This window comes from Fibrobacter sp. UWB11, assembly GCF_900143015.1.
Classification (GTDB): domain Bacteria; phylum Fibrobacterota; class Fibrobacteria; order Fibrobacterales; family Fibrobacteraceae; genus Fibrobacter.
The window spans coordinates 30,258-56,960 of record NZ_FSRT01000002.1 but is presented as its reverse complement, the minus strand read 5'-3'; the positions used below and the strand labels follow the sequence as shown (position 1 = coordinate 56,960).

The 26,703-nt window shown below is 48.5% G+C and carries 20 protein-coding genes; 13 read left to right on the top strand and 7 right to left on the bottom strand.

The genetic code is table 11. The features are described from left to right. Positions 1 to 17 precede the first annotated feature (17 nt). The 9 genes from BUQ91_RS08905 to BUQ91_RS08865 all read left to right on the top strand — a co-directional run bounded on the left by BUQ91_RS08905 (position 18) and on the right by BUQ91_RS08865 (position 11,366). Complete coding sequence (locus BUQ91_RS08905; protein WP_072827952.1) at positions 18 to 1,790, top strand: 30S ribosomal protein S1; 1,773 nt, start codon at positions 18 to 20, stop codon at positions 1,788 to 1,790. 82 nt (positions 1,791 to 1,872) lie between these two features. After that, positions 1,873 to 2,943 carry an acyltransferase family protein gene (locus tag BUQ91_RS08900; protein WP_074208996.1) on the top strand — a complete coding sequence of 357 codons (1,071 nt, stop codon included), beginning with the start codon at positions 1,873 to 1,875 and terminating at the stop codon, positions 2,941 to 2,943. A 269-nt stretch (positions 2,944 to 3,212) separates the two neighbouring features. Then, a complete protein-coding gene (gene coaBC, locus BUQ91_RS08895) occupies positions 3,213 to 4,565 on the top strand; it encodes a bifunctional phosphopantothenoylcysteine decarboxylase/phosphopantothenate--cysteine ligase CoaBC (RefSeq protein WP_074208995.1) in 1,353 nt (450 codons plus the stop codon). A 9-nt stretch (positions 4,566 to 4,574) separates the two neighbouring features. Next, positions 4,575 to 5,513, top strand: a complete 939-nt coding sequence (locus BUQ91_RS08890; RefSeq protein ID WP_074208994.1) for a uracil-DNA glycosylase family protein — start codon at positions 4,575 to 4,577, stop codon at positions 5,511 to 5,513. Between the two features lie 170 nt (positions 5,514 to 5,683). Beyond that, positions 5,684 to 7,105, top strand: coding sequence for a replicative DNA helicase (dnaB, locus tag BUQ91_RS08885; RefSeq protein WP_072827956.1), 1,422 nt, complete (start codon positions 5,684 to 5,686; stop codon positions 7,103 to 7,105). Positions 7,106 to 7,114: 9 nt separating this feature from the next. Next, positions 7,115 to 7,897: an MlaE family ABC transporter permease gene (locus BUQ91_RS08880; RefSeq protein WP_074208993.1), complete on the top strand. Its 783-nt coding sequence runs from the start codon at positions 7,115 to 7,117 to the stop codon at positions 7,895 to 7,897. 10 nt (positions 7,898 to 7,907) lie between these two features. Continuing rightward, positions 7,908 to 8,702 carry an ABC transporter ATP-binding protein gene (locus BUQ91_RS08875; RefSeq protein WP_072827958.1) on the top strand — a complete coding sequence of 265 codons (795 nt, stop codon included), beginning with the start codon at positions 7,908 to 7,910 and terminating at the stop codon, positions 8,700 to 8,702. A gap of 64 nt (positions 8,703 to 8,766) precedes the next feature. Beyond that, on the top strand, positions 8,767 to 9,960 hold the full coding sequence (locus tag BUQ91_RS08870) for a hypothetical protein (protein ID WP_254842304.1): 1,194 nt from the start codon (positions 8,767 to 8,769) through the stop codon (positions 9,958 to 9,960). 149 nt (positions 9,961 to 10,109) lie between these two features. After that, positions 10,110 to 11,366 carry a hypothetical protein gene (locus BUQ91_RS08865; RefSeq protein WP_074208991.1) on the top strand — a complete coding sequence of 419 codons (1,257 nt, stop codon included), beginning with the start codon at positions 10,110 to 10,112 and terminating at the stop codon, positions 11,364 to 11,366. Between the two features lie 203 nt (positions 11,367 to 11,569). Here BUQ91_RS08865 and BUQ91_RS08860 read toward each other — a convergent pair whose 3' ends face one another. Both BUQ91_RS08860 and fabV read right to left on the bottom strand, forming a co-directional pair. After that, positions 11,570 to 13,006 carry an alanine/glycine:cation symporter family protein gene (locus BUQ91_RS08860; RefSeq protein WP_074208990.1) on the bottom strand — a complete coding sequence of 479 codons (1,437 nt, stop codon included), beginning with the start codon at positions 13,004 to 13,006 and terminating at the stop codon, positions 11,570 to 11,572. Between the two features lie 111 nt (positions 13,007 to 13,117). Then, entirely contained in the window at positions 13,118 to 14,347 is a 1,230-nt protein-coding gene (fabV, locus tag BUQ91_RS08855) for an enoyl-ACP reductase FabV (RefSeq protein WP_074208989.1), read from the bottom strand. 247 nt (positions 14,348 to 14,594) lie between these two features. On the opposite strand from fabV, the gene gltX reads away from it, so the two are divergent. From gltX to queA, 4 genes are all read left to right on the top strand, one after another. Beyond that, positions 14,595 to 16,055, top strand: a complete 1,461-nt coding sequence (gene gltX, locus BUQ91_RS08850; protein WP_072827963.1) for a glutamate--tRNA ligase — start codon at positions 14,595 to 14,597, stop codon at positions 16,053 to 16,055. Between the two features lie 86 nt (positions 16,056 to 16,141). Then, positions 16,142 to 17,305, top strand: coding sequence for a BON domain-containing protein (locus BUQ91_RS08845; RefSeq protein ID WP_254842303.1), 1,164 nt, complete (start codon positions 16,142 to 16,144; stop codon positions 17,303 to 17,305). A 17-nt stretch (positions 17,306 to 17,322) separates the two neighbouring features. Continuing rightward, complete coding sequence (locus BUQ91_RS08840; protein WP_072827965.1) at positions 17,323 to 18,306, top strand: helix-turn-helix transcriptional regulator; 984 nt, start codon at positions 17,323 to 17,325, stop codon at positions 18,304 to 18,306. A 2-nt stretch (positions 18,307 to 18,308) separates the two neighbouring features. Beyond that, a complete protein-coding gene (gene queA, locus BUQ91_RS08835) occupies positions 18,309 to 19,355 on the top strand; it encodes a tRNA preQ1(34) S-adenosylmethionine ribosyltransferase-isomerase QueA (RefSeq protein ID WP_072827966.1) in 1,047 nt (348 codons plus the stop codon). A 4-nt stretch (positions 19,356 to 19,359) separates the two neighbouring features. Here the strand turns inward: queA and BUQ91_RS08830 are convergent, their stop codons facing one another. The 5 genes from BUQ91_RS08830 to BUQ91_RS08810 form a co-directional block, all read right to left on the bottom strand. Then, positions 19,360 to 19,881 (bottom strand): hypothetical protein, encoded by a 522-nt coding sequence (locus BUQ91_RS08830; RefSeq protein WP_072827967.1) that lies wholly within the window; start codon positions 19,879 to 19,881, stop codon positions 19,360 to 19,362. Further along, positions 19,878 to 20,399, bottom strand: a complete 522-nt coding sequence (gene hpt, locus BUQ91_RS08825; RefSeq protein WP_074208987.1) for a hypoxanthine phosphoribosyltransferase — start codon at positions 20,397 to 20,399, stop codon at positions 19,878 to 19,880. Before hpt ends, BUQ91_RS08830 begins: the two co-directional genes overlap by 4 nt. Further along, entirely contained in the window at positions 20,392 to 22,818 is a 2,427-nt protein-coding gene (locus BUQ91_RS08820) for a DUF3536 domain-containing protein (protein WP_074208986.1), read from the bottom strand. Before BUQ91_RS08820 ends, hpt begins: the two co-directional genes overlap by 8 nt. Before the next feature lie 65 nt (positions 22,819 to 22,883). Continuing rightward, positions 22,884 to 24,776: a glycosyl hydrolase gene (locus BUQ91_RS08815; protein ID WP_074208985.1), complete on the bottom strand. Its 1,893-nt coding sequence runs from the start codon at positions 24,774 to 24,776 to the stop codon at positions 22,884 to 22,886. Between the two features lie 103 nt (positions 24,777 to 24,879). Then, the gene (locus BUQ91_RS08810; RefSeq protein WP_254842302.1) at positions 24,880 to 26,679 is read right to left on the bottom strand and encodes a glycosyl hydrolase; all 1,800 of its coding nucleotides are present in this window, start codon (positions 26,677 to 26,679) and stop codon (positions 24,880 to 24,882) included. Positions 26,680 to 26,703: the final 24 nt, after the last annotated feature.

The window sequence follows — 26,703 nt, the reverse complement described above, 5'->3', positions numbered from 1 at the left end:
CAACCCAATTAACTAATATGTCTCAAAATCTCAAATTCGGAACTCAAGAAGATCTCGAAGAAATTCTCGCCGCTCAGGGTGAATGCTCCCCGGACTTCCGCAAGGCCAACGCTGACGTCTATGCCGGCATGGGCTGCCTCGAACAGGGCAAGCTCGTCACGGGTAAGATTAGCCAGGTGAACGAACAGGAAGTTCTCGTCGACGTGAACTACAAGTCCGAAGGCGTTATTGATCGCGCCGAATTCAAGGATACTGATTCTCTCGAACTCGGTTCCGAAATCGAAGTGTTCGTCGAAAAGCTCGAAGACGAAGACGGTCGCCTCATCCTCTCCAAGCAGAAGGCTGACTTCGTTCGCGTGTGGGATCGCATCCACGCTGCATTCGAAAACAACGAAGTCGTACGCGGCACTCTCACGAAGCGCATCAAGGGCGGCGTTGTCGTCGACCTCTTTGGTATCGATGCCTTCCTCCCGGGCTCTCAGATCGACCTCCGTCAGATTCCGGACATCAACGCTCTTATCGGCCAGGAATTCGACCTCAAGGTTATCAAGGTCAACAAGGCTCGTCGCAACATCGTCGTTTCTCGCCGTGTTGTTCTCGAAGAAGAACGCAACAAGCAGCGTGGCGACGTTCTCGAAACTCTCGAGAAGAACCAGGTCCGCAAGGGTATCGTCAAGAACATCACCGACTTCGGTGCATTCATCGACCTTGGCGGCGTAGATGGCCTCCTCCACATCACCGACATGAGCTACAAGCGCATCAACCACCCGTCCGAAATGCTCCAGCTCGGTCAGGAAGTCGAAGTCATGGTTCTCGACTTCAACGACAAGAAGGAACGCATCTCTCTCGGCATGAAGCAGCTTAAGCCGCATCCGTGGAAGGATATCGCCGAACGTTATCCGGAAGGCGCTATCGTTAAGGGTAAGGTTGTTTCCATCACTGATTACGGTGCATTCGTCGAACTCGACAGCGGTGTTGAAGGTCTCATCCACGTTTCTGAAATGTCCTGGACCCAGCACGTCAAGCACCCGTCCAAAATCCTCACCGTCGGTCAGGAAGTCGAAGCTGTTGTTCTCAAGGTTGAAGAAGATGCAGAACGTATCTCTCTCGGCATGAAGCAGCTCGAATCTGATCCGTGGGATTCTATCGAAACCGAACTTCCGCCGGGCGCACGTGTCGTCGGTGAAATCCGCAACATCGCTTCCTTCGGCGCATTCGTCGAAATCAAGGAAGGTGTTGATGGTCTCATCCACGTCTCTGACATGTCCTGGACCAAGAAGATCACCCACCCGAACGAAATGGTCAAGAAGGGTGACAAGGTTGAATGCGTCGTTCTCGCCGTCGATAAGGAAAAGCGCCGCATTTCTCTCTCCATGAAGCACCTCACCGAAGACCCGTGGGATTCTATCGATTCCACCTACCCGGTTGACTCTGAAGTCAAGGGCAAGATCGTTCGCATGCTCGACCGCGGCGTCGTGGTTGAACTCGCTGACGGTATCGAAGGCTTCATCCCGGTCTCCAAGCTCACCGCTGAATACATCAAGGTTCCGGCCGATGCATTCAAGGTTGGCGACGAAGTTCCGGCTGTTGTCACTGAAATCGACCAGAACAACCGCAAGATCTATCTCTCCGTTGTTGACTACTTCAAGAACCGTGAATCCGCTGAACTCAAGGCTTGGATGGACTCCCACAAGCCGGGCGAAAACGGCACCACGATTGGCGAAGCTGTTGCTCCGAAGAAGAAGGCTTCCAAGAAGAAGGCTGAAAAGTCCGAAGAAGCTGAAGCTTAATTTGGTTTCAAACTAAAGCTTAAAGGAATCCCGCAGGCAACTGTGGGATTTCTTTTTTTAATTAGTTTGCTATTTTAACTTTATGCAAAAACGTATTCAAGAATTAGATGTTTTGCGTGTGTTGGCGATGTTGTTTGTGGTTACATACCATTTCGCATTGCAATATGTAGCAGAGGGTATCCCTTGCTTTAATTTGTTCTGCACAACAGTAAACTATGATTTTGGGAATATTGCTGTTACACTTTTTATAGCTCTTTCAGGAGGGCTACTTTATAAAAAGTATGGAACAATCGGTTTTTCTGAAAAAGGTGCTTTTAAAGAATTTTATATAAAGCGTTTCAAGACAATCTATCCGCCGTTTTGGATTTTGAGCCTTTATATTCCCTTGACGATGATCCGCCATTTTATGGCGGATGGCAACGTATTCTTTATGGGGCATCCGCTTAAGCTGTTGTTTACGATAGTGGGCTTTGATGGCTACGTTCGGCAGTATGGCGTTGATACCTATGTTTTTTGCGGTGATTGGTTTGTTGGGGCCATTGTAATTTTGTACTTATTGTTCCCGTTGCTTGCCAAATGCTACCATCATAGGCCTTATTTGACATTGTCTACTCTTGCGGTGCTTTATTCTTGTCAATACTTGATTCCTGCAGAATATGATGATGTGTTTGGTGCCTTACCTGTGACTTTATCTTTGAAATTTTGCATCGGTTTTATGCTGGTCGAAAACTTGGATCGTTTAAAAGATTTGCGACTCGTTTTGGTTTCGGCTGTAGTGTTTGTTGTGCTCACGTTTGTCGATATCCCCGGTCGAATCAATACAGATTGCTTGGGGGCTGTAGCCGCCATTGCTCTGTTTGTGGTGGTGTTATATGTAGCCCCGTTCCTGTTGCGTTATAAGATGATTGACCTTACTGTTCAAAAACTTGCGACGCTTTCGTATTGCGTATTTTTAGTGCAGCATGTGGGCATTGTATGGGCTCAAATGGCTTTTGTCAAGATTTTCGAAAGAATGCACTGGAACTTTACGGAATGGAATGTCATGGTACTGCTTGGTCTAACTATGGGCGTCATATTAATTGCTTCTTGGATTTTAAAGCGGATAAGCGATGCCGTTGTGAAATTCTTCTCACGCTTTGCTCAGTCTCCTTGACCTTGTTAATTTGTCGTTCCCCTAACGGAGCATGATGTGAGATCACAAGAGACCTCTCGCTTGATACCATTGCATGTCATTCCCGGCTCCGACCGGGAATCTCCTTTCGATACAAGATGGAGGTGCGTGCTTTCGCGGGCATGACATAAAGAAGAATCCCTTAGTGCTGGGGGACTCCTTGCACAGCTCGAATCACGGAAATCTCTAATGACTATTGACCAATGACTATGAACTAAGCTATTTCTCTTTATTTTTCTATCTTGCACTTCATGAATCTCGCTGGAAAGAAAATTCTTCTTGGAGTCTCGGGCGGAATTGCCGCCTACAAGTCTTGTGAACTTTTGCGCCTGTTGCAAAAGAAAGGCGCCGAAGTGCGCGTCTGCATGACCGAAGCCGCTACACAGTTCGTGGCCCCGCTTACGTTTGCTAGCCTATCCAAGTGCCCGGTTTACCTGAAAAATGGCGCCGTCGAAGCGCGTCCTTTCCAGCATATCGATTTCCCGCGTTGGGCCGACCTTTATCTCGTCGTTCCGGCGACCGCAAATGTCATCGGAAAGTTCGTCTATGGCATTGCCGATGACCCTGTGAGCCTCTGCTTTATGAGCTGCACGGGCCCGCGTTTTATCGCCCCTGCGATGAATGTCGCGATGTTCAATTCTCCGGCGGTCAAGCGCAATCTTGAAACGCTTCGTAGTTTTGAAAATACGTTCGTGATGGACAGCCCTGCGGGCGAACTTGCCTGTGGCGAAGTCGGCAAAGGCCGTCTCCTCGACCCCGCTGAAATTGTCGCTTATTTAGAAGCTAGTAGTGTCATCCTGAGCGAAGCGCCGCGCGCGAAGTCGAAGGATCTTCAAACTCTTCCTGCTGAAAATGAAGTGGATCCGACGCTTCCCGGTTACGGCAAGAAGGTTCTCATTACGGCTGGCCGCACCGAAGAAGCGATTGACCCCGTGCGTTATATTAGCAACCGCAGCAGCGGAAAGACTGCTGTTGCAATCGCTGCGACGTTCCTTGCAAATGGCTTTAACGTGAGCGTTGTCGCGGGCCCGATGGAAGCCGAATTTCCAGGTGCTGTCCACGTGACAAAAATCAAGAGCGCTTGCGACATGCACAAGGCCGTTCTCGAACAGATGAAAAATGCCGATGTGCTCGTGCATTGTGCTGCCGTGGCCGATTACCGTCCGAAGGTTGCCGCTACCGAAAAAATCAAGGATAGCCGTAGCCAGCTCGTCTTGGAACTCGAGCCGAATCCGAACATCTTGCGCGATAGCGTCGCGCAAAAGCGTGCAGATCAAGTGATAGTCGGTTTTGCGCTAGAAACGGACCACTTCAAGGAACATGCGGCAGAAAAGCTCAAGAAGAGCGGCGCCGATGCGCTCCTCCTCAATGCCCCTGTCGCAGCGAACAGCGGTTTCGGTTTTGATGAAGTCCGTTATACTTTGATTCGCGCGGCAGTTCCCGGTGACTCTTGTAATGTTCCCGGCGATTCTCGCAATGTACAGGATTCCGGTGACTCTTGTAACGCTACCGAGGTTGAAATTCCCGAGATGAAGATGGGCTCAAAAATCGATTTGGCGCAAGAAATTGTAGATTTTAGCCTAGATAAGTTAAAGAACGTTTAGAGGAACGACATGCCCGAAGAATTTGATTTTAGCGAACTTCGCAAATATCTGCAAGGCCAAATGGACATGGGCGAGGAGGACTTGCTCCTTGATGAACCATGGACATTGACTCGCAAAAAGTCTGTCGTTCCTGCTGGGGCTCCGCGCCCTGCGAATCCGATGCCGCAAATGATGCGTCCGGCGAATCCGGCGCCATTCCCGCAGCCTTCGATTCCGAAGAACCCGGCGCCGATTCCACAACAATCGCCGTTCCCCTCGAATCCCGCACCATTTGCAAATCCGGTACAGCCCGCTTTTCAGCAGTCTGCATTTGGCGCTCCCGCGCAACCCGCGCCGGCCCCGGCGCCAAAGCTCGATGCGGGTCTCACCATTGCTCCGCGTGCCGTCAAGAAGACGACTGCCGCGTACGAACTCGCCGATTCCATCGGCGCCTTCTACGATGCGCTCAAGACAGATGCTCTCTACGCGCGTACTGCGAACGTTGTTCGCTACGCTGGCCCGGAGCACCCGCGTCTTTTAATTCTCCTTGCTGCTCCCAAACAGGGCGAACAGATTGGCAACTTTTTCCAGTCTCCCACCGGCGAAATGCTTGTGCGTTTGTTCGGAAGCCTCGGCTACGCTCCGGAATCTCTTGGCGTCACGTATTTCTACAAGGATGCTCCGCGAGCACTATCTCCGATCCTGCTCGCCTCGCTCCGCCGAATGCTAACAAAGGAACTTTCCTTTATTGCACCTGAAATCATGATAACCTTTGGTGAACCGCTTTTCTATGACGTGTTCAGCAAGGGCAAGAACTTCAATGATCTCGCCGGTACAGCGCTCGACTTCAACGGCACAAAGACTGTTTCGCTTGTCGATGCCTATGCGATGACAACGGACAAACAGCTTAAATGGCTCACGTGGAAAGTTCATATTCCGCGTAGCGGCCTTTTCACCGCCGCCAAGTAGCCCGCGCATACCCCCGCGCATTTTCACTTTGCATTGTCACCTCGGACGCAATGTCATCCCGGACTCTGTTCCGGGACGGGGTCGCCATTTATGGCACATTTCCCCCCGCTTTTGCGCTGTCACTAAAGGTCCTGTGTAAATTTTTATTGTATATTTAAATCGGTATAGTTATGTCAGAAGAAAATAATTCCAAGTCGTTTGATGGTCGCCAAATGCCCGCCGATGTTGAGGCGGAGCGCTGCCTGTTGGGCGGTATTTTGCGTGACCCCGAAGTGATGGGCGTCGCTGTGATGGCCATCAGTGACGATGACTTTTTCTACATGGAACGTCATCAGTTGATTTGGAATGCGCTTTGCAGTTTGAACAAGGCGGTGACCCCCATCGATCCCGTGACGCTTTCGGCGGAACTTACGAAGATGGGGAAGCTCGACATTGTCGGTGGCCGTGAATACATCTTTGAATTGATGGAATCCGTCGCATCGTCAGCGAATGTCCCGTGGCAATTGGAACACCTCCGCAGCAAGGCGGTGCTCCGCAAGCTCATCCGCACGTCATCCGATATTATCCGCCAGGCGATGGACCCGGCTTCTACTCCGGACAATGTGCTTCAAGATGCCGAACGTGATATCTTTGCGATTGCCGATAACCAGGTGCGCAACACCTTAAAGTCTATCGACAACTTTGTGGCGCCTCTTCTGGAACGCATTAACAATCGCAGGGAAGGCGGCATTACAGGTGTGCCTACGGGCATTACGGAACTGGATGAACTTACGAACGGTCTCCAGAATTCCGACTTGATTATCCTTGCGGCGCGCCCAGGTGTTGGAAAAACATCTTTCGCCATGACTGTCGCTGCAAATGCGGCCATTCGCTACGGCAAGAACGTTGCCTTCTTCAGCTTGGAAATGGACGGCATCCAGCTTGCTCAACGTTTGCTCTGCTCGCAGGCGCAAGTGGACCAGAGTAGGCTCCGCAATGGTAAGCTCAATTCTGACGAAATCAAGAAGATTATCGCCGCCGTGACTCCGATTAACCAGGCTCCGCTGTTTGTCGATGACAACGCCGACCTCGGCATCATGGAACTCATGAGCAAGGCGCGCCAGCTCAAGCACAAGGGCCACCTTGATTTGCTCATCATCGACTACTTGCAGTTGATGAAGACCGGCAAGGAAGAAAACCGTGCCGTCGCTATCGGTGCGATTTCTCGTGGTCTTAAGATTTTGGCAAAGGAACTGAGTATTCCGGTTATTGCGCTTGCTCAGCTCAGCCGTAAAGTCGAAGAAAAAGGCCGTGAACGCCCGCAACTTTCGGACTTGCGTGAATCCGGTTCTATCGAACAGGACGCCGACATGGTGTGGTTCGTGGAACGCCCGTTTGTGCAGACGCATAAGGACGAAGACCGCTACAAGGCAACACTCATTGTCGCGAAGCACCGTAACGGTTCCGTCAAAGATATCGACATGAGCTTCGTGCCCGAATACACGACGTTCTACGATGCTACCGACCAGCAGGCTGGCGGTGACGAAGATTATCAGTATGGTTCAGATGACGAGGGCGGTGGACCGCAGGTTGCCGACTTCGGCGATTTCTAAGAGGTGAAGATGCCGTTGATTCTGAAACCGATATACTGGATAGGGCAAAAGATTGTCGATGCAATCGCCTCCGTGGGCGAGTGCATTTGCATCCTGCTTGTTACACTCAAGCAGTTCCGCTATGTGCACAAGAATCCTTCCTTGATTGTAAAGGAAATGATTTCTGTTGGCGTTTCTTCGCTTCCGCTCTTGTTTGTGACGTCCATCTTTACGGGCATGGTAGCAACCATCATGGCTGAATTCGAATTCCACAATCTCGTGTCCGACAAGTTTGTGGGAACTGCCGCATGCAAAATGGTGCTCATTGAACTTGGACCGCTCCTTACGGCTATCGTGCTTTCCGGACGTGTGGGGAGTGCAGTTGCTGCTGAAATCGGTTCCATGAAAGAAAAAGAAGAACTATCTGCTTACGTGGTTCTTGGGCTTGACCCGTACCGCTATCTCGCGATGCCGAGGTTGTTTGCTTTTTTGACGATGATTCCGTGCCTCACTGCTATTTCTAATGCGCTTGCGTTGATTGGAGGCTGGATTGTTTGTGTGCTTGCATTGGATATCACGACCTACACCTATTCGACCGGTATGCAGTATCTGTTCGAAAATTTGGACTTGTGGGCGGGGATTATCAAGTCGATAGTATTTGGGACGATTATTTTTGTATTGGCTTACTATCACGGAACGCACTCTAAGCCGGGTGCCCATGGTGTTGGCCTTGCAACGATGAGCGTCGTGGTTTCAAGTTGCCTTATGATTTTGGTTTCTGACTTTATTCTTGATGCGTTCATGTTCTTCTAGAGGTTGAGTTATGCCGAATGTAAAAATCGATCCGAACGACATTGCGATTCGACTCAAGGGACTTAAAAAGTCCTTTGGCCCTCAAACGGTTCTTGAAGACGTGAACCTCGATATTCGCCGTGGCGAAACGATGGTGATTATCGGAAAGTCCGGTGGTGGTAAGTCCGTTATCTTGAAGCACATGATTGGACTTTTGCAGCCGGATGGCGGTGAAGTGACTGTTGATGGCGTGACTATCAGTACGCCGGAATTCTTCGATACGCGAACGATCCGCCGCAAGATGGGAATGTTGTTCCAAATGGGTGCCTTGTTTGACTCCATGGACACAGGCGAAAATATTGCCTTTGCCTTGCGTGAACATCACCCGGAAATGTCAGAATCGGAAATCCAGAATGTGGTCACTGAAAAACTCCAGATGATCAACCTCGTGCCGTCTTTCCGTACAAAGATGCCGTCTGAACTTTCGGGCGGTATGCGTAAGCGTGTTGCGCTTGCAAGAGCCATTGCGCTGAACCCGGAAATTCTTTTGTACGATGAACCGACGACGGGTCTGGACCCGATTACGAGTGACGTGATTAACGATCTTATTCTCGATATGCAGAGCAAGCTCGGTGTCACGTCTGTCGTGGTGACACACGACATGGTGAGCGCCTTCAAGGTCGCTGACCGCATAGCCATGCTTTATAATGGCCGCATCATCGAAGTGGGAACTGTCGATGAAATCAAGAATACGAGTAATCCGTATGTGCACCAGTTCATTACTGGGCAACGAAAAATATCGGTGGATGGGGAATCTCAAGAGTAGATTTTAAAAAGTGGGGAAAATTATGGAAAGGAAAAAGTTTATACCGTTATTATTATCGTCTGCGATGGCTTTTTTATGGGCCTGCGGCGAAGGAAGCATCAATGAAGTCACTGATGTGGATGAAAGAGCTAAAGCGAATTTGTTAGAAAAGCTTGATTCGACGAAGAAAGACTACGAAAAAAACGTTCATGAATTTGTAGACAAATTCTTGGAATACTGCAATGGCAAGGAAGGCCATAAGGATGGCTGCGAGGCTGAGTATAAAAAGAGCAGCAGCTCCAAGGGCAGTGATGGCGGAAGTGCTTCTTCGAACTCTTCTAGCAGCACTACATCGAAGTCTTCTAGCTCTGGTAAAACAAATTCCAGCAGCTCCAATGACGGAAAATCCAGCCCGAGCGGGTCGAGCAGCAGCTCTAAACCAGTGAACAGCTCTTCTAGTGGCGCTAGCAGCTCTAGTGCTAAGTTGAAGGCTTCGGGCGAGTGCATCTTGACTATGCCGGATGTTGTTTATATTGGCGATCAAATTAGCTGGCGTTATGTCCCGGATGAAGGCTCTTTGGAAGAAGCTGAATTCACATGGAGCTTTAATGACGACGATGCCAAAAACTGGGTTGTCGATGGTAAAGTTTCGGGTACCGGAACACCTGAGCTTTTTGTGACCTTCAAATCGAAGGGAACAAAGGTGGCTCCGACTTTGACATTTGACGGTAAGGGCTTCGAATGTAAGAATGTGAAGGTGGCCGCCAAGGACGATCCTGTAAGTTCTTCTTCGGAACCGGAATCGTCTTCTTCGGAACCGGAATCTTCGTCGGCACAGTCTTCAAGTTCTGTGAAGGGCTATTGCGCTGTAAGCAAGCGTAAGATATTTACGGGTGAAATGGTTGACTGGTATATCGTGGATGTCAATGGAAACGAACTTTCTGGTGTGCATCAGTGGGTTAAGTTAGGCGATGATACTGCCGAATTGATTGATGGTGAACGCAGCGGGTCTGGAAGCACTCGAATTCAAGTGAAGTATACAAGGCCGAATTCCAAGGTTGAGCCTATGGTCACTTGGAATGGTAAAACGGTTAGCTGTGATCGTAATGAATTGGATGAAGATGATTTCGATGCTTTGCTTGTCGTAGAAACATTGCCTGAGAGTTCCTCTTCTGAAGAGATTCCTGAGGAAAGTTCTTCTTCTGAAGAAGAAGAAAAGTCCAGTTCTTCGAAGGCGGTTGATCCGTGTCTAGAAGACCCTGAAAGCTGCATCTTCTGATGATATTATACAATAAACTGTATAATTAAGTTTACAAAACGTTCTGGAGCTAAATCCGGGACGTTTTTTCTTAATTTCCTGAATAAAAATCACTTACAGTATTTGCATATTGGCTTGATTTAATTTATTTTTCAGCTAAGAGGTTTTTTATGAATAAAAAGATTTATGCTGGAATGATTACTTTCGGTGTCGCCGCAAGTTTTTGGGCTTGTGGTAGTGGTGAAATTTTGAAACCCGATGAACTGACGGATAAGAATGCTTTAGTTATTGCTGCTTTGGAAGATCAGGAACCTACAAAGCTTACCGAAATGGTAAACCTTAGAGTCCTTGATACTCTTTGCCCGGAATGTCTTAAAGGTACTGCTTCTAGTTCCTCCAGGGCTATTCCGACTCCTAAATCCTCTAGCTCTAGAAATCCGTTTGTGCATTCTTCTTCGAGTTCCCTGCTTATAATTAATAGCGCAACTTCGTCTTCTACACCTCCGGTGTACGAATCGTCATCTTCGTATAACCCAAACCCGGTTCCTGTATATTCCTCTTCTTCATCTGCGAACATTATCATCGGTGAAGATATTGGTACCTGCGGTCCGGAAACGCCGACTGTAGAAAGTGGTGAAAAAGTTGTCTGGGTATTCAAGAACGGTAAGGACCTTCCGGGTAACCTGATGTTGAACTCTGACTTCACGTGGACAACATCTGATGCAAATGTGCCTACTGCAACGATTGGCGGTTATAAGGGACGTATCGATACAGTAACGTATGCTGCCTCAGGTAAGCATAATGCATCGGTGTCTGTGTTTGTGAAGACTTCGGGTGCTACTTACAATATTTCTTGCACGCCGGTTCAGGTGAACGGTGCTCCGATTACGGGTTGCAAGTGCTCTGCTGCTGATAAGAAACCGGATGTCTCTGTTGGCGGATCTTGGACCGTGACTGGCTGTACTTCTGCTGGTGCTGAGATTACTGGTTATGAATGGCTTGGCGCTGTTGGTAATGGCCCGACTGCAACTCAGGCATTTACGAAAAAGAACCAGATGGCTGCTCCGGTTGTGAATGTTTCTAACAATGACAATACGGTTCAACCTGTCCAGTGCGATGAGGTTGTTTCCGTTGATGCAACTGATCCGGACTACATTCTCACAGAACAGAATACGAAGATTGAATTGCCGAAGGGTGAATCGACCTTGGTGCTTGACTTACCGTCTGGTTGGCATGGTGGTGCTAATACAGGTACTTGCACCTTGAGATGCGATGATGCTGGTGGCCCTGTTACGATTACGGTCGGTACGCAATCTTCTAAGGCTGATTACTCCGCAACGCTTTCTATCCCTGTGGAAAACACGATGAATAAGTCTGCAATTGTGGTTGGTCTTGATCTTGCTGCAAAGTGCCAGATTGCTTACTAATCAAATAGCTTAGAAACGAATTTAAAAAGACCTCCCGCATGGGGGGTCTTTTTGCATGCTTCGTCATCCTGAGCGAAGCGAATGATCCAGTCATGTCTAGTTACAAGAAAAAACTGGATATTTCGTGGATTTGTTTTGCTTATAAAATTAAAGCCCGCTTTCGCGGGCTCTAATAATCAATGTTTATTGCCGAAGACTAATGACTAGTACTTTTCGTTCTTGAACTTAGTAAGGAATGTTTTTGTTTCGCTTGCCACAATCCCGGAGAGGAGAATGAGTGCAATCAAGTTCGGGAATGCCATCAGACCGTTAAAGATATCTGCGCTTGTCCAAACGGCACTTACTGTGAGGTATGGTCCGATGAAAATTGCGAAGATATAAAGCCAACGGTAGGTAAGTATTGCCTTCTTGTCTTTGCGGCCAATCAAGTACTGCAAGCACTTTTCAGAGTAGTAGGCCCAGCCGAGAATCGTCGTGAAAGCGAAGAATACGAGAGCTGTTGCAAGGAAGTACGGAGCAATCACTGCACCGCCAGGGATAATGGCGAGGCCGCGGGAGAATGCTTCCATCGTGATGTTCACGCCTTCGAGTCCGAGCTTCGGATCCCAAGCGCCCGAGACCACAATTGCAAGGCCGGTCATCGTACAAATGATAATCGTATCGAAGAACGTGCCCGTCATGCAAACGAGACCCTGACGTACCGGTTCCTTTGTCTTTGCTGCGGCTGCTGCAATCGGTGCAGAACCGAGGCCCGCTTCGTTACTGAAAATACCGCGGGCAATGCCTTTCTGCATGGCAACAAAGATGGAACCGACAACACCGCCAGTGACTGCGGACGGGTTGAATGCGGCCTTCACAATCGTTTCGATGGCAGAAGAAATCTGCGAGAAGTTGAGGAGCAAAAGGAGTACGCAGGCGATGATGTAGACAATTGCCATGATGGGAACGATGTACATCGAAACCTTCGCGATGCGCTTGAGTCCGCCGATGATGACGGTTGCCGCAAATGCAGTGACAAGGAATCCGGCAATTGCGGTGGTGATGCTCACGGAGTTTCCGCCAATGTTGACAAATTCAGCGGCATTCGGGGTGAGGCGAGCCATAGCGCTTGTGATGCCGTTGACCTGCGTGATGGTGCCAATGCCAAGGAGACCTGCGCATACGCCAAAGATGGCGAAAATCACGGCAAGCCATTTCATGTTCCAGCCAAAGCGTTCTTTAATGCCTGTTTCAATGTAATAGAACGGACCGCCGAGAACCTTGCCGTCCTTATCGACCGTGCGGTATTTGACAGCGAGCAAACCTTCGGCGTACTTTGTAGCCATGCCGAGGAATGCGGCGACTTCCATCCAGAAGAGAGCGCCTGGGCCACCGGTGCCGATAGCAGTTGCCACACCGACGATGTTACCCGTACCGATTGTGGCAGCGAGAGCCGTGCAGAGTGCACCGAAGCTAGAGACTTCGCCTGCGCCATCCTTTTCGCTGTGGGCCATGAAGCGCAGCGCATTGTGCAAGTTCATGACCTGCAGACAGCCGAGACGGATGGTGAGGAGGATGCCTACAAAGAGAATGATGACAATGAGGGGAACGCCCCAGACGTACCCATCGATAGCATCGAGAATGGAATTGAGTGTTTCCATAAGTTGTCCTTGATGTTAAGGGGTTTTGTCCTAAAGTTAGAAATTATGGAACGCAATGTCGATTGCTTTTGTCACCCCGGATTTATTCCGGGGGCGCCATATACGTTTAAATTAGATACTGGTAAGCGTTTTAACATTGGCGCTGTAGTCCACGCCATCAATATCGAAACCGTTTGTGGCAAGGAAATCATGACGATAACCTTCGAAATCGCCGACTTCGGCAAGGTTTTCTTGCGTGACTGTTGCCATGCGCTTGTCGACTTCTTCTTGGACTTTTGTATCTAATTCGTAATCGTCAATGCGGATAAGGTGATTTTCGTCTGTTGGAACGCTGGAACCTGTATAAAGTCTTTCAGTCATGAGACGTTCCATTTGCTCGATGCAGCCCTCGTGATTACCCATTTCTTTCATGACCTTAAAGAGCACGGAAATGTACATCGGAATGATGGGAATGACGGCACTGGAGCGTGTCACGAGTCCTTTGTTCACAGAAACATAGGCTTCGCCATGCAGGTCGTTTTGCAGTTCCTTGTTGAGCTCAAGAGCTGTTGCTTCAAGGTGCTTCTTGGCGCCTCCGATGGTGCCGTCGCGGTAAATGGCATGTGAAAGCTTTGGACCGATATACGAATAAGCTACTGTCTTTATGCCCTCGGCGAGAACGCCTGCTTCCTTGAGCTTGCGCACCCAAAGCGCCCAGTCTTCACCACCCATAACCTTTACCGTGTTAGCCGCTTCTTCTTCGGTAGCGGGCTCTGCGCTGATGGTACTGATTTTGCCGGTGATACAGTCAATTGTTGCTCCGGTAAATACGCCGCCGATGGGCTTCAAAACACTGCGATAGACTGTTCCGTTATCCGGGTCGACACGGACGGAACTTGCGACACTATAAACTAATAGATCTACTTTTTTGCCCATCTTCTTAAGGGTATCGATAACGTTCTTGCGCATTTCGTGCGAAAAAGCATCCCCGTTAAATGTTACGGATTCAAGGCCTGCTTCTTTTGCGAATTTGTCAAAAGCCATGTTGTTGTACCAGCCTAGCGTGCCCGTTTTTTCGCGTGAACCGTCGGTCAATCCGTCGGAACCCTCTTTTTCAAAGGAAACTCCGATGGTTGTAGCCTTGTAACCGAAGGCTGCTGTGATACGGCTTGCAAGACCGTAACCGGTAGAGCAACCGAGAACGAGGACTGTCTTGGGAGCGTCTTGGGGGATGTTGTTAAGAATGCCTCGTTCGGCAAATTTCTTTTCGACGTATTCGATTTGATGCTTGACATCGGCAGCGCAGCCCTTCGGGTGGGCGTTGACACACATGTTGCTGCGGATCATTGGCTTGATAATCATTGAGACTCCATAGTTTACTTGCGCTCGCAAGTTAGAAATTAGAGGGGCAGGTCCTTGGCTTGTGTTTTCATTCTGTAGGGTAAAAAATAATTGCGTAATATTTGCGGCGTATTTTTGAAAGTTTGTCGGGAAGCGTTATGGTTTTGAGTTCTAATAAGTCGCTTCATATAAAGCTATGGATTTTTTTTACACAATTGAATTTGCTAATTTTTGTCATAAAAAGTAAAAAGGTTCATTAGAGGAAATTATGACTGAAAAAAGTCCAGTTCGTGTTCGCTTTGCTCCGAGCCCCACGGGTTATTTGCACGTTGGTGGAGCACGTACCGCAATTTATAACTACTTCTTTGCAAAACACATGGGTGGTACGTTCTACCTGCGCATCGAAGATACTGACCGTAAGCGTTATAATGAAACGGCCCTCCATGACTTGATGCGCGATCTCAAGTGGCTCGGACTCCAGTGGGATGAAGGTCCGGGTTGCGAAGGCGATTGTGGTCCGTACTTCCAGAGCGAACGTTTGGACATTTATCACCGCGAAATCAAGAAGCTCTTGGATGCGGGCTATGCTTATTATTGCTTCTGCTCTGAAGAACGTCTGCAAGAAGTTCGCGCTGAACAAGAAAAGTCTCATGTGCCGGTCACGGGTTACGACCGCCACTGCCGTAACATTAGCCGCGAAGAAGCCGAAGCTCGCATTGCTGCTGGCGAAAAGGCTGTTATCCGCTTCAAGGTTCCTGAAACGGGCGTCACGGAATTCGATGACATGATCCGTGGCCACATCAGCTACCAGAACGAACTTTTGGACGACCTCGTGCTCATCAAGCGCGACGGTTACCCGACTTACCATTTTGCAAGTGTCGTGGATGACCACCTCATGGGAACCACTCACGTGCTCCGCGGCGATGAATGGATCAGCTCCACGCCGAAGCACGAACTCTTGTACAAGGCATTCGGCTGGCAGCCGCCTGTATGGTGCCATTTGCCGGTGATTCTCGACAAGAACGGTGGTAAGCTTTCCAAGCGCAAGGGTGCAGCTTCCGTGGGTGACTTCCGCGATCTCGGCTACTTGCCCGAAACGCTCGTGAACTACTTGGCACTCCTCGGCTGGAATCCGGGTGATGACCGCGAAGTCATGACCATCAAGGAAATGGTCGAAAGCTTCACGCTCGAACGCATTAACCCGAAGTCTGCAAGCTTCGACGAAAAGAAGCTCCAGTGGATGAACGGTCAGCACATCCACATGTGCGACGACGCGTTCCTCAAGGGCATCATGAAGGAAGGCCTTGCCGCAAAGGGAATTGACCTTTCCAACGAACCTGAAGCACGCCTCGATGAAATCGTGAAGCAGCTCAAGCCGCGCGCTCACTTTGTGCAGGATCTTGCTGAAATGGCTGTGTACTTCTTTGTTGCTCCGACAACTTATGATGAAAAGGGCGCGAAGAAGCACTTTGGCGAAGGCTCCAAGGAAATTGCAACGCTCGTGCGTGACATGCTCGCTTCCATCGAAGACTTCAAGACTCCGGTCATCGAGAAAGGCTTCTATGAACTTGCTGAACGTTGCGGTCACAAGGTCGGTGAACTTGTCGGTGCTCCGCGCCTTGCAGTGTCTGGCGTTACCGCTGGCCCGGGTCTCTGGGAAATGTTCGAACTCATTGGCAAGGAAGAAGTGCTCCGCCGCATGGATGTGGCGATGCCGCTGATGAAGTAATGCGCCAATATTTCCCCTATCGTTTATACTCGCAACAGCTGTTCTGTCGGCAATGCCGACAGGCGGTGCGCCATGACGTTTGCGCCATGGAAGAACATTCGACGTATGGGGGAATTGAACGTGGAATTCCGCTGCTTTGTGTTTGTACACATTGCGGCACGTTCCATGTGGCTTTTTCGCAAGAGTTTGCCTTTTGCCACAAGGATGACGAAAACTCCGAGTACGCAAAGGTTTATGGCCACAATCGAATTTTTCCGGGAGACTGGCTTTATTTCGAAGGTGCGGCTCGGCCTTGCATTGTAAAGAGCTTCTTCCAGTCTAATGACAGGGAAGTTGTTGTTTATAAACGAAATGGCCTGCCGGACGAAAAGTACGAAGGTCCGAAAATTTCGATAGAGCATGAGGTGGCGCCTGAAGGCTATAGGCTTTTGCCGGCCCAGTGCGTACTTACCTTGCTTGGCGATCATGTCTATCACGTTATTCGCAAACAGTTTGGAATTGCCGTTGGTGTCGTTAAGGACGAGACGAAGGACAAGCTGGTCGTGAAGATGGATGATGGCTTGATTGTCTTTATGAGCTATCCGCGTTATGCAGAAAATCCGCCTAATGCCGAGGTGATTTCTGTTGTGCGCAAGCAACTTGAACTTTTGTCGAATGGGCTGAGTGAAGATATTACGGTAGAAGCAGGCCAGGGAATTGTTTATTTGCGAGGTTTTGTAGATAGCCTTGCAACGAAACGTGCAATACAAACAAAAGTTAATAGTATTGCTGGATTGCGTGGCTGCGTCAATATGGTGCGTGTTCGCAAAAATTCAAAAGTCTCCGATGAAGATTTGGAAAAAAGTATTTGGAATGTCATGGACGATGCAGCCCATCCCATTTTCAAATATGGTGTTAAAGTCAAGTCGGGGGCGGCAAAGGTAACTTTCTATTACGAAGATGAAGTCTATCCAGATGAATTGAAGTCTCGGTTAGAAAGTATTCCTGGCATTATCTCGTTGAACATGCACGGAACGGCAATTTTAAAAGAGAATTTGGGAAAACAGGATCTTTGTCGCCGTATTATGAATAAACTGGCGTCATATCGATTCCTGAAAAATTCATTTGTCCATGTGACATATGTTGGGAAACGATTCTTGGTGGAAGGAAGAGTGACCAATATTATTCAGAGAGAATTTGCGTTATTGGCTGTTGCAGGCTTTGCACGGTCAGTCGCTGTTGGGAACCGTCTTAGAATATCTAAGGCTTGATTAATTAAGGAGGAATAATGGCTACTGGATATGAAAAAATAAATAATATCAAATGCAAACTTCGTGTGCCGATGACGGTCTCGATGCTTGCAGATGCTATGGGCTGCGGACCGAGAACGATTTTTCGCCACTTGAATGCTTTGGAACAGGAAAATTGCGGACTCCATAAGTTCAAAAAAGATGGTGAAACTTTTTATGTTATTCAAACCGAGCAAAAGGTCGACTTTAACCAGAAAATCGTCAAGCAGTTGGAAAAACTGAAAAAGACGATGAACGATACGACTCCGTTGGATTTGAAGAATAGAAAGCTCATTGATAGTGTCATTTCGTCTATGCAGACGACCGATCCGGATGGATTCAAGGCCGAAGCGATTACGCTTGATCCGAACTACATTATGGATTATGGCCCATTCTGCGATCACAAAGCTCAAGATTCTACGGTTTCGAGACTCTTGTCTGCAATTCGCGAAGGCTTTAAAATTCGCATTACTTACAAGAGCACAAATGAAGATGGCGAAAAGAAAACGATTGAAGTTTGCCCAGTCAAGCTTGTGATGAGAATTGATACTCTTTATTTGATCGCTGCCGATGATGAATATCCCGAAACCCATATTTTCAAGAATTATCTTGTTGAAAATATCTTGAATATTGCTCAGACTAATAAGTGTGCGATTCGTTTGGATGAACCGTTCTGTGTCTATGAACATTACAAGTACGCTTTCGGAAAGTACGTGTCTACAGAAGACCCGCAAACGGTTTCGCTCCAGATCAAGTCGGGCTGGCTCAAAACGCAGTTTAACAAGTCTCGTTTTTCTCCGGTTGCAGAAATTAGCGAAGGTAAGGACGGGAATATGATTGTGACGTTGAAACTCCGCTTGACTCCGGACTTTAAAACATGGCTGTTTGGCGTATTGCCGGATGTGAAAATCCTGAAGCCGGAATCCTTGAAAACGGAAATGCTTGAACGTTTGAAAAATACATTGAAGGACATGAAGGCGTAGTAATGGAATACCGTCTTTCTGATTATAACTTTGAATTCCCGAAAGAATTGATTGCCTCGCGTACAGCAGGTAAGGGCAAAACGAATATTCTGTATTGCCCGAAAGATGGCGGTGAACGCCGCATCATGAAGGCTCCTGAAATTGTCGATTTGTTCCGTCCGGGCGATTGTCTTGTGGTGAACAATACGAAGGTGATTCCGGCACGCCTTTATGGCGAAACTCAGTTTGGTGGCCAGGTGGAAGTTCTCTTGGTACAGGCGTTAAACCCGTCCACGGCGGGCGAGGCGCGCTTTGAAGCCAAGGTGCATCCGGGCAAGGCTTTCCAGGTCGGGCGCGAACTTAAACTTGCTGGCGTGCGCACGTTTGTGGAAGAAGTTCATGAAGAAGACGGAAACCGCGTTCTCCGCTTTGAAAAGACTCCTGCCGAAATGGAAGAAGTCATGAATAGGGAAGGCCACGTTCCGCTGCCGCCTTACATTGATCGCCCTGATGACGAAGATGATAAAAAAGCGTATCAGACGATTTTTGCAAAGTATGCTGGTGCTGTGGCAGCGCCGACGGCAAGCCTCCATTTTAGCGAACAAATGCTCAACGATTTGAAAGCGAAGGGCGTGTACGTTGCTGAAGTGACGCTTCATGTGGGGCCGGGCACGTTCCAGAATATTTCTGTCGAAGATTTCTCGCAACACAAGATGCATGGCGAGCATTATGAACTCACCAAGGAAAACGCCGACATCATCAACAAGGCAAAACGGGATGGTGGCCGCGTGGTGACTGTAGGCACTACAAGTACGCGTGTTGTCGAAACTATTGCCGATGCGAACGGATTCTTGAAACCGCAAAAGGGTGTCACTTATGCGTTCTTTTATCCGGGATACAAGTACAAGTTGGTGGATGGGCTTTTAACCAATTTCCATTGGCCAAAGAGCTCGCTTATTTTGCTTGTGTCTGCATTCTATGGTCGCGAAAATACGCTCGCTGCATACAAAATGGCCGTAGAGAACAAACTTAAACTGTTCAGCTACGGCGACGGAATGCTTATTTTGTAAAACGCTATTTTGGAGTTGAAACAGAATCCATTTCGAGTGCGGGAGGAATCTTTTCATCCTTGCACAGAATTTCTTCGCGGATTTTGAATGTGAAGTCCTCCAGATTGTTTTCGAACATCTTCTGGAAGGGCTTCTTTTTTTGTACGCGTTCCAAGGCGCAAGAGCAGTAATTGATGCGCTGGATGAGCTTGGTTACATCCGTAGGCGTGTCGTGAGAGAATACGCATTCGTGCATGATGGCGTATTCCATGGAACGGTCATAGCGGTACTTGCATTTGTTCGGAAGGTCCGGCTGTGCCGCAATTTTCTCGATGATCTTTTCAGTCGGGATTTTACTGCTGAATAGCGTATTTGCTTTGTAGCCTGCAATAAAGAATAAAAGGCAGACGATGATGCGGATGGCATTCCTCTTGCGGTATGCCATTCTTGTAAAACTGCGCTCGATGGCGGCAAACGTCATGGTCGCATGTTTCTTGACTTCGTTCAAGTCATCATTTTCGTTCAGGTTGTTATTGTTGTCTGTCATACTTCTTCAAGAGTCCATATTTCGGGCAAGGTACGGTAATCGTTTGCATAGTCGAGACCGTAACCGACCACAAATTTATTTTCTATTTCAAAACCGACGAAATCAGCGTGATAATCAACAGTTCGTCTTGATTCCTTATTCAACAGTACGCAAGTCTTGATAGAAGCGGGGGAGTAGTCCGCGAGGGCTTTCACGAGGGAGTACATCGTGTTGCCAGTGTCAAGGATATCGTCAATCAACAAAACGCGTTTGCCTTTGATGTCGAGACCTTCAAGGCCTGAAATATGGACGTTTGCGTTCGGTTGATCGGATTCGCCGTAACTAGATGCTTTGATAAATGCAATGCGCAATTTCGGAGTTGCGATACGGCGAGACAAATCGGCGGTAAAAATGTAGCTGCCTGTGAGTGCTGATAAAATAATGTCGAAATCACACGCCTTTAGTTCTTGGGCGAGTGATTCCAGACGCTTGTCAATTTGCGGCGCGTTTAGAAGCGGGGCATTTGACAATTTATACATTATCGACCTCAAAGTTCAGCCATTGGAACATGAGCTTGAGGGCTGCAAATTTGCCCTTCGGCTCTGCCTTGTATTCCTTGTAGAATCCAAAGACATAGTTCTCAAGAGAAGTCTTGTTGATGTAGAGCTTTAGCCAATCTGCAACTGTAATCAGGTCTGTGATGTAGTTGAGAGTGCTTTCGTCGTACTTCTTTGCAACTTCGTCAATGAGAAGCGTGAGCTTGTGGAAGAACATGTGGCCAAGCCCACCAAAGCTAAAGTGCGTGTTGAGTGCTGTAGCTTCGTCAATGAGCTCGTGGATTTCTTCGATGGTTGCCTTGTTATGCTCGTTCAGCAACTGCAATGCAGCATGGTGAATGCGAGCGTTGATTTCCACCGTGAGAATCTTTCTCATGGTGTCCGGTAATGTATGGTCGGGGTCTGCAAGGCTGTCGATGGAAATGCCGTGGTTCAGAGCAAAACCGGAGAACGACTTTGTGATGTTCTCGAGGTGCTTTTGCGTCGAAAGTAAATTGATGCGCTTCAAGGAATCGCTCGCAAGGTTGCTCATGCGGACAACGTATGCTGTCGGATAGAGCTCGTGGAGCTGTTCCGTCGTCATGTTCGTATTTTCAACAAACGTGAGCCCGCTTTCTTTTTCTTCGCCCATGGCGACAACGATGTTCACGCGGCTGAGCTGGTCGGTGACGACCAAGTTCGTGGTCACGCAAGATTCACCGAGATCTTTGTCTTCGTAAGATGTGCGCACAAGCGTCTGGCGACGGCGGGAGGCAATCTTTGTTGCGGTGATGCGGGAATCCTTGTTGAGATAGTCTTCTTCGAGTTCGAGGTGGTAAATTGCGGCACGTTCTGCCATCTGCTTGATGACGGACGGGACGTTTTCTTCGGCGTACTTCGTGAAGACTTCGGCGCCGTTCCACTTGTGTTCGTTACTTGTGGCGCGAGCGAGAATATAGAGAATTTCACTCTTGAGGTTATCACCCATCGGGAGGAATGGCTTTAAGAGCTGCATGGCGCGGAGGGCGTAACGCATGTTCTGAACCGGTTCCAAACCTTCGATATCGTTGAAGAACCAACCGCAGCTCGTGAAGCTGAACAGGCAGAACTTCTGGATTTCGAGAAGTCGAATTGCCTTGGCGCGGTCTTCTTGCTTGTCGTAGTCCTTGAGCGTATCCTTGAGGAACTGTTCCTTGCGGGATTCGTCTTCCGGAGCAACGAGTACCTGAATGTAATTGTTGCGGGCATCCCACGGGTCGATTTTCGAAATCTTTTCGAATTCGCGAACGAAAATGTTGTCGGCCACTTCCTTGAGGTGGTTGAATGCATCGCGGAGCGGGCCACGCCATTTTTGGTTCCAGTCGGCGCCGCCACCGGTGGAGCAGCCGCAGTCTCTGTACCAGCGACCAACACCATGGGCGCAACTCCATGCGCAGCCTTCGCCATAAAAATTCTTGAGTTCGACTTCGTACTTGGGCGGGAACTTTTCAAGGTACCAGCCGTAGTTTACGGGGACCATGTTGTTCTGCGGTGCGAACTTGTTATAAAGCCATGCAGCGCACATGTCGCCAAACGGTTCGTGGTGACCGTAAGATTCGCCGTCGGTACCGATGCTTACAAGTTGCGGTTCATTGCGATTGGCGTCCCAGGCGCTTTCAATGCGGTGGCCGAATGTTCCTGCATCGCGGAGCAAATGTTCAAAGCCGACTGCGCTCGAAAGCCACGGGTTGTAGAAGAATACGTCGAGGTAACCGTCACAGACGAGGTTGCCTTCTTTGTCGCGCGGGTAAATGCGGTACGGGCGCGTAGTGTCGATGTTCGTGTTGCTGCAATCGGTCCACTTCTTGTCGCCAAACTTGCGGAACTTGTCAGCCTGCGTAGGCGAAAGAACTGTGAATTTGATGCCCGCCTTGATGAGTTCAACGACGGTTTCGAAGTTGATTGCTGTTTCGGCGAGCCACATGGCTTCGGGCATGCGACCGAAATGGAACTTAAAATCTTCGATGCCCCAGCGGATTTGTGTACGCTTGTCTTGCTCGCTTGCAAGCGGCATGATGATGTGGTTGTAAACTTGGGCTATGGCGTTGCCATGGCCATTCAAGCGATCTTGGCTGCGCTTGTCCGCTTCTTTAATGCGCTTGTATGTGTCAGGCGTATTTGTACGAATCCAGCCCATGAGAGTCGGGCCGATGTTGAAACTCATGAAATCGTAGTTGTTTACGATGTCTACAATCTTGCCTTTAGAATTTAAAATACGGCTTGCGGAGTTCGGGCTATAGCACTCGCTTGCAATGCGTTCGTTCCAATCGTGGAACGGACGTGCACTCGGCTGGTTTTCGATAACGCCAGTCCAAGGATTTTCGCGGGGCGGTTGATAAAAATGTCCGTGAATTGTAAAATAAAGGGGGTTCTTTTCGGTCATGCTCTAAAAATAGAAAAAAGGTTCGAAAGTGAACCTTTTTTTTAAAATACATGTTGCATCACTCACTATTTTAAACGCAAAACTTGCATTGTAGTGTGATTGTTGACACTTGCTTTTACAATGTAGTTTCCTGCTGTGATGGATTGCAAGCTAAAGCTATGAGTTCCGGCCGAAATATTTCCCTGCAAAAGCGTTGCAACACGGTGCCCGGTCATGTCAAAAATAGTGACTGTGGCGTTGCCGTTAGTGGCTGTTGAAAGTGACAAATTTTTACCATTTATAGCAAGATTTATGTTGTTTGAAATTTTGGTAGTACGCTTTTGAACGGAATTGTGTACGGTCATTTTGTCCCAACCCGGCATGTTGTCGAGAGCGATAATGCGTTTGTCATCAAGATTCTTTTTCCACATGTCCGTGGGGGTCTTTTCCAAGAAGTTTCCGCTCCAAGTCTGGCTCCATGTCATCCAGTAGCTCCAATAGGCTTTGTCTTCGGCGATGCTGTCGATGTCTGGAATGGCTCCGTTTTCGCTCAAAGCAATCATCTTGCTTGTACCTACATCACTTATGATTTTGTTGAAGTAGTTGGCTCCGGAATTGTGGTTGTTGAGCGGGTCGTAAATATCGACGGCTACAATGTCGACGTATTCGTCACCGGGGTACCATGCTGCATTGAGTGCACTATAATCGTAACCGTATTTCGGATCAGTATTGATGTTCCAAACCCAAATCAAGTTGTTGAGCTTGTTTGTGCCGACCATGCGGTTGAAAACCAATCGATAAAGTTGTACATAACATTCAGGGCTACCTGCACCCCACCAGAACCAACCACCGCTAGCTTCGTGGAGCGGACGCCATACGACAGCGATACCCTTGTCTTGCAGTTCCTGGAAATATCCCGAAACAATATCGATGTCAGCGACAATGTCTTTATATTCTTGAGAGGTTTCGTCAATTTCTTTGCATTGTTCGCCTTTGAAAGCCTTGGTGTAGTTAAAGCATGTGTTGCTTTCGGAGGTTCCTTGAACGCCTTCTGTACAACCGCTAGCGTTAAATCCGTTGTTCGGATAAGTATCTTTTGTATAAAATACGGTGTCTTTGCCGACTTTCCAATGCCAAGTATAAGTCGGGATGCCGCCCATTTTCCAAAGTTCTTCGGTCATGGCAAGATTGTTTTCGGTGTAACCTTTGAACCAACCTTCTTCATGATGACCGCCTGTAGCAAAGAGCATGTCGAATCCGCCAATAGCGGGGTAATGGCCGCTACGTTTGTAGAATTCGGCAATATCGGTTTGACCCTTCCATGAAACTTCTGCATCGCTATATTTGCAGGAATCCGCCGGAGTACATTCACCAGGCTTTAAAAGTTTCATGTTGCCATAATCGTAATTAAAATTCTGGTCGCTGATCATCATGCCACTGATTGTCTTTTTCATAAAGTTCTCGCGTAAGAACGAGAATACTTTACGCGCAGATTCCGAAGCGTTTGGCGTTACAGGGGCTGCTCCGATTTTGAATTCTGGATCAGGATGCTTTTCGACGGTGATGTAGTCGACGCCAATGGATTGATTGCCCACTGTAATCTTGTTTTCGCCGACTTTCATCTTTGCCGATGCGCTGATGACGTAAGTGGAATCGCAATTGCGCGGAGTAGTAAGGAGCGAACCTGCGTCAACGCCGTTCACTACGATTTTAGAGGTAATCCAGTCGTATTGCTTGATGAAAACTTTCGTGGTAATGTCGTAAACGGCGGTTTCTTCGACTTTGACCGTAAACGTGATACCGCTAGCATCGGCGGGCTTTGCGTATTTGCCGCCTGAAAATTCTGTGCCTTCAGCAACGGTGGCGCCGCTCAAGTCTTCGGCTTCGTAAGTAGTCGGTGCCGCGTAAACTGATGTTGTTGCAACTGTTGTGGCAAAAGCCATTGCGGAGCATGCGCCCGCGATTAATTTACATTCCATAACATACACTCCAATTTTTTTTGCATTGTCATCCCGGACTTGCGCCGGAAGCGTTGCTTTTACATTGTCATCCCGGCCACAGTGCCGGGATCACCATTTCCTATTACTTTACCAGAATCCTTCCGTTTTGTGCAAATCCTTTGCCTTGCACTTTCACGAGGTACTGCCCAACCGCAATTCCGTTCAAGTTGATGCTAGCATTTGCACCATTGATGGCACGGATCACCACCTGATTGCCTTGCATGTCGAAAATGGCGACTTTTGCGGTAGCACCTGCAGCAATGCCCGGAATACTAATCTGCAAATTCTTTCCGATTACAACTAAATTAGCGGTAGCCTTTGTTGCTGCCATAACGCTCTTGATTCCCGTCGTCGGGACTTCAACAATCTGGTATTTTTCCCAGCCCGGCATGTCTTCGAGAGTAATCGTGTAATCATTGTTCATCACGGTTTTCCAGCTTTCGGCATTGTTGTCGTTTGCCCAACTTTCCATGGCGTAATCACCATACCATGGCATGAACCAACTCCAGTTGGCGCCATCAGCCTTCATTTCGTCGGGGTAGGGGACGGAGCCGTTTTCACTGAGCGTTACAATTTTTTTGCCACCGAACATTTCCTTCACTGTTTCAAAGCTGCCCACAAGGCTAGAGTGATTGGATTCGCGCGGGTAGTAATAGTAGTCGCGACCAACAACATCCACGTATTCATCGCCCGGATACCAGTCGAGAGCATCGCTTGCTTCGTCGGTAGTCCACACCCAAATTAAGTTGTGCAAACCTTTCTTGTTCACGAAAATATCGAACATGAGCTTGTACAAAGCAACGCACGGCTTGGCGCCATCGGTGCCCCACCAGAACCATTTTCCGCTGGCTTCGTGGAGCGGGCGCCAAAGAACAGCGACCCCTTCTTTTTGCAAGGTCAAAAGCGAATCGGCGATCATTTCCATGTCGCGGACCATAGCTTTGTATGCATCGCTATCAGTTTTCCATTTGCCGGAGGCTTCGTCGTAAGCTTTGTTGATGCTGAATTCGGTGTATGAGGTTTCGTTGCCTGATTTTGTGTAGAATGCTTCGATTTCGTGCGTTGGATCTTTCCAATGCCAGTTGAATTGCGGAATGCCGCCTGCTTTCCAGACCGTCTTTGCCATTTCTAGCGAAGCGTGTGTGTAGCCCTGATACCACTGTTCTTCAGAATTCTTGCCGGAGGCGTGCAAAAAGTCAAAACCAACTAGAACTACGTTCTTGCCGCTTGCATCGTGAATGTATTTGAGCTCGGTTTGCGTTTCGTAGTTTTGTGGTGTATATTGGCCGTTGTTTTCGAACGGGCGTTCTGTCATGACACCGCTAATCACGCGCTTGCCGAAGTTGTCAAGCAAGAAGTTGTATAGCTTCTGTGCGCTTTCGGTCGGTTCAGGCGTGACTGGCGTCGGGGAAAGATTCCACGGACTAGCTTCGTATTCGGTGAGCTCGATATAGTCGAGGTTGACGTAACCCCAGCTGTGGATGATGCCTATTTTGTTTTCACCTGCGGTGAGCTTGATTTTGCCCGCACCCTTGATGGTCGTGAATTCGTCAGAAATTCCAAAAGAAATCTGCCCTGCAGAAACGCCATTGACGGTCAAGTTCTGGATTTTGTTGGTTGAATTCGATGGTATCTGGTATGTTGCCCAAAGCGTGTAATAGCCTGTTGCGGGGACTGTTACTTTGAATTCCAAATTGCCGTCTTTCATATCGACGGACTTTCCGCCCGAAGCTTTGGCATCTGTGATTACGACGACTTTGTGGTCATCGGCAAGGACGGCGTCTTCGGCTTCTAAACGGATGGGGGTGGCCGCAAAAGCGGTGCCTGCGAGTGCTGCGACAGTTGCCGTAGCGACAAAATTTGTGTAGTTAAAGTTCTTCATAAACATTCCATTCTCCATCTCTAA

Coding starts and splice junctions, on each gene's coding strand:
- BUQ91_RS08905 (WP_072827952.1), top strand. CDS start 18: ATGTCTCAAAATCTCAAATTCGGAACTCAAGAAGATCTCGAAGAAATT.
- BUQ91_RS08900 (WP_074208996.1), top strand. CDS start 1,873: ATGCAAAAACGTATTCAAGAATTAGATGTTTTGCGTGTGTTGGCGATG.
- coaBC (WP_074208995.1), top strand. CDS start 3,213: ATGAATCTCGCTGGAAAGAAAATTCTTCTTGGAGTCTCGGGCGGAATT.
- BUQ91_RS08890 (WP_074208994.1), top strand. CDS start 4,575: ATGCCCGAAGAATTTGATTTTAGCGAACTTCGCAAATATCTGCAAGGC.
- dnaB (WP_072827956.1), top strand. CDS start 5,684: ATGTCAGAAGAAAATAATTCCAAGTCGTTTGATGGTCGCCAAATGCCC.
- BUQ91_RS08880 (WP_074208993.1), top strand. CDS start 7,115: ATGCCGTTGATTCTGAAACCGATATACTGGATAGGGCAAAAGATTGTC.
- BUQ91_RS08875 (WP_072827958.1), top strand. CDS start 7,908: ATGCCGAATGTAAAAATCGATCCGAACGACATTGCGATTCGACTCAAG.
- BUQ91_RS08870 (WP_254842304.1), top strand. CDS start 8,767: ATGGCTTTTTTATGGGCCTGCGGCGAAGGAAGCATCAATGAAGTCACT.
- BUQ91_RS08865 (WP_074208991.1), top strand. CDS start 10,110: ATGAATAAAAAGATTTATGCTGGAATGATTACTTTCGGTGTCGCCGCA.
- BUQ91_RS08860 (WP_074208990.1), bottom strand. CDS start 13,006: ATGGAAACACTCAATTCCATTCTCGATGCTATCGATGGGTACGTCTGG.
- fabV (WP_074208989.1), bottom strand. CDS start 14,347: ATGATTATCAAGCCAATGATCCGCAGCAACATGTGTGTCAACGCCCAC.
- gltX (WP_072827963.1), top strand. CDS start 14,595: ATGACTGAAAAAAGTCCAGTTCGTGTTCGCTTTGCTCCGAGCCCCACG.
- BUQ91_RS08845 (WP_254842303.1), top strand. CDS start 16,142: ATGGAAGAACATTCGACGTATGGGGGAATTGAACGTGGAATTCCGCTG.
- BUQ91_RS08840 (WP_072827965.1), top strand. CDS start 17,323: ATGGCTACTGGATATGAAAAAATAAATAATATCAAATGCAAACTTCGT.
- queA (WP_072827966.1), top strand. CDS start 18,309: ATGGAATACCGTCTTTCTGATTATAACTTTGAATTCCCGAAAGAATTG.
- BUQ91_RS08830 (WP_072827967.1), bottom strand. CDS start 19,881: ATGACAGACAACAATAACAACCTGAACGAAAATGATGACTTGAACGAA.
- hpt (WP_074208987.1), bottom strand. CDS start 20,399: ATGTATAAATTGTCAAATGCCCCGCTTCTAAACGCGCCGCAAATTGAC.
- BUQ91_RS08820 (WP_074208986.1), bottom strand. CDS start 22,818: ATGACCGAAAAGAACCCCCTTTATTTTACAATTCACGGACATTTTTAT.
- BUQ91_RS08815 (WP_074208985.1), bottom strand. CDS start 24,776: ATGGAATGTAAATTAATCGCGGGCGCATGCTCCGCAATGGCTTTTGCC.
- BUQ91_RS08810 (WP_254842302.1), bottom strand. CDS start 26,679: ATGAAGAACTTTAACTACACAAATTTTGTCGCTACGGCAACTGTCGCA.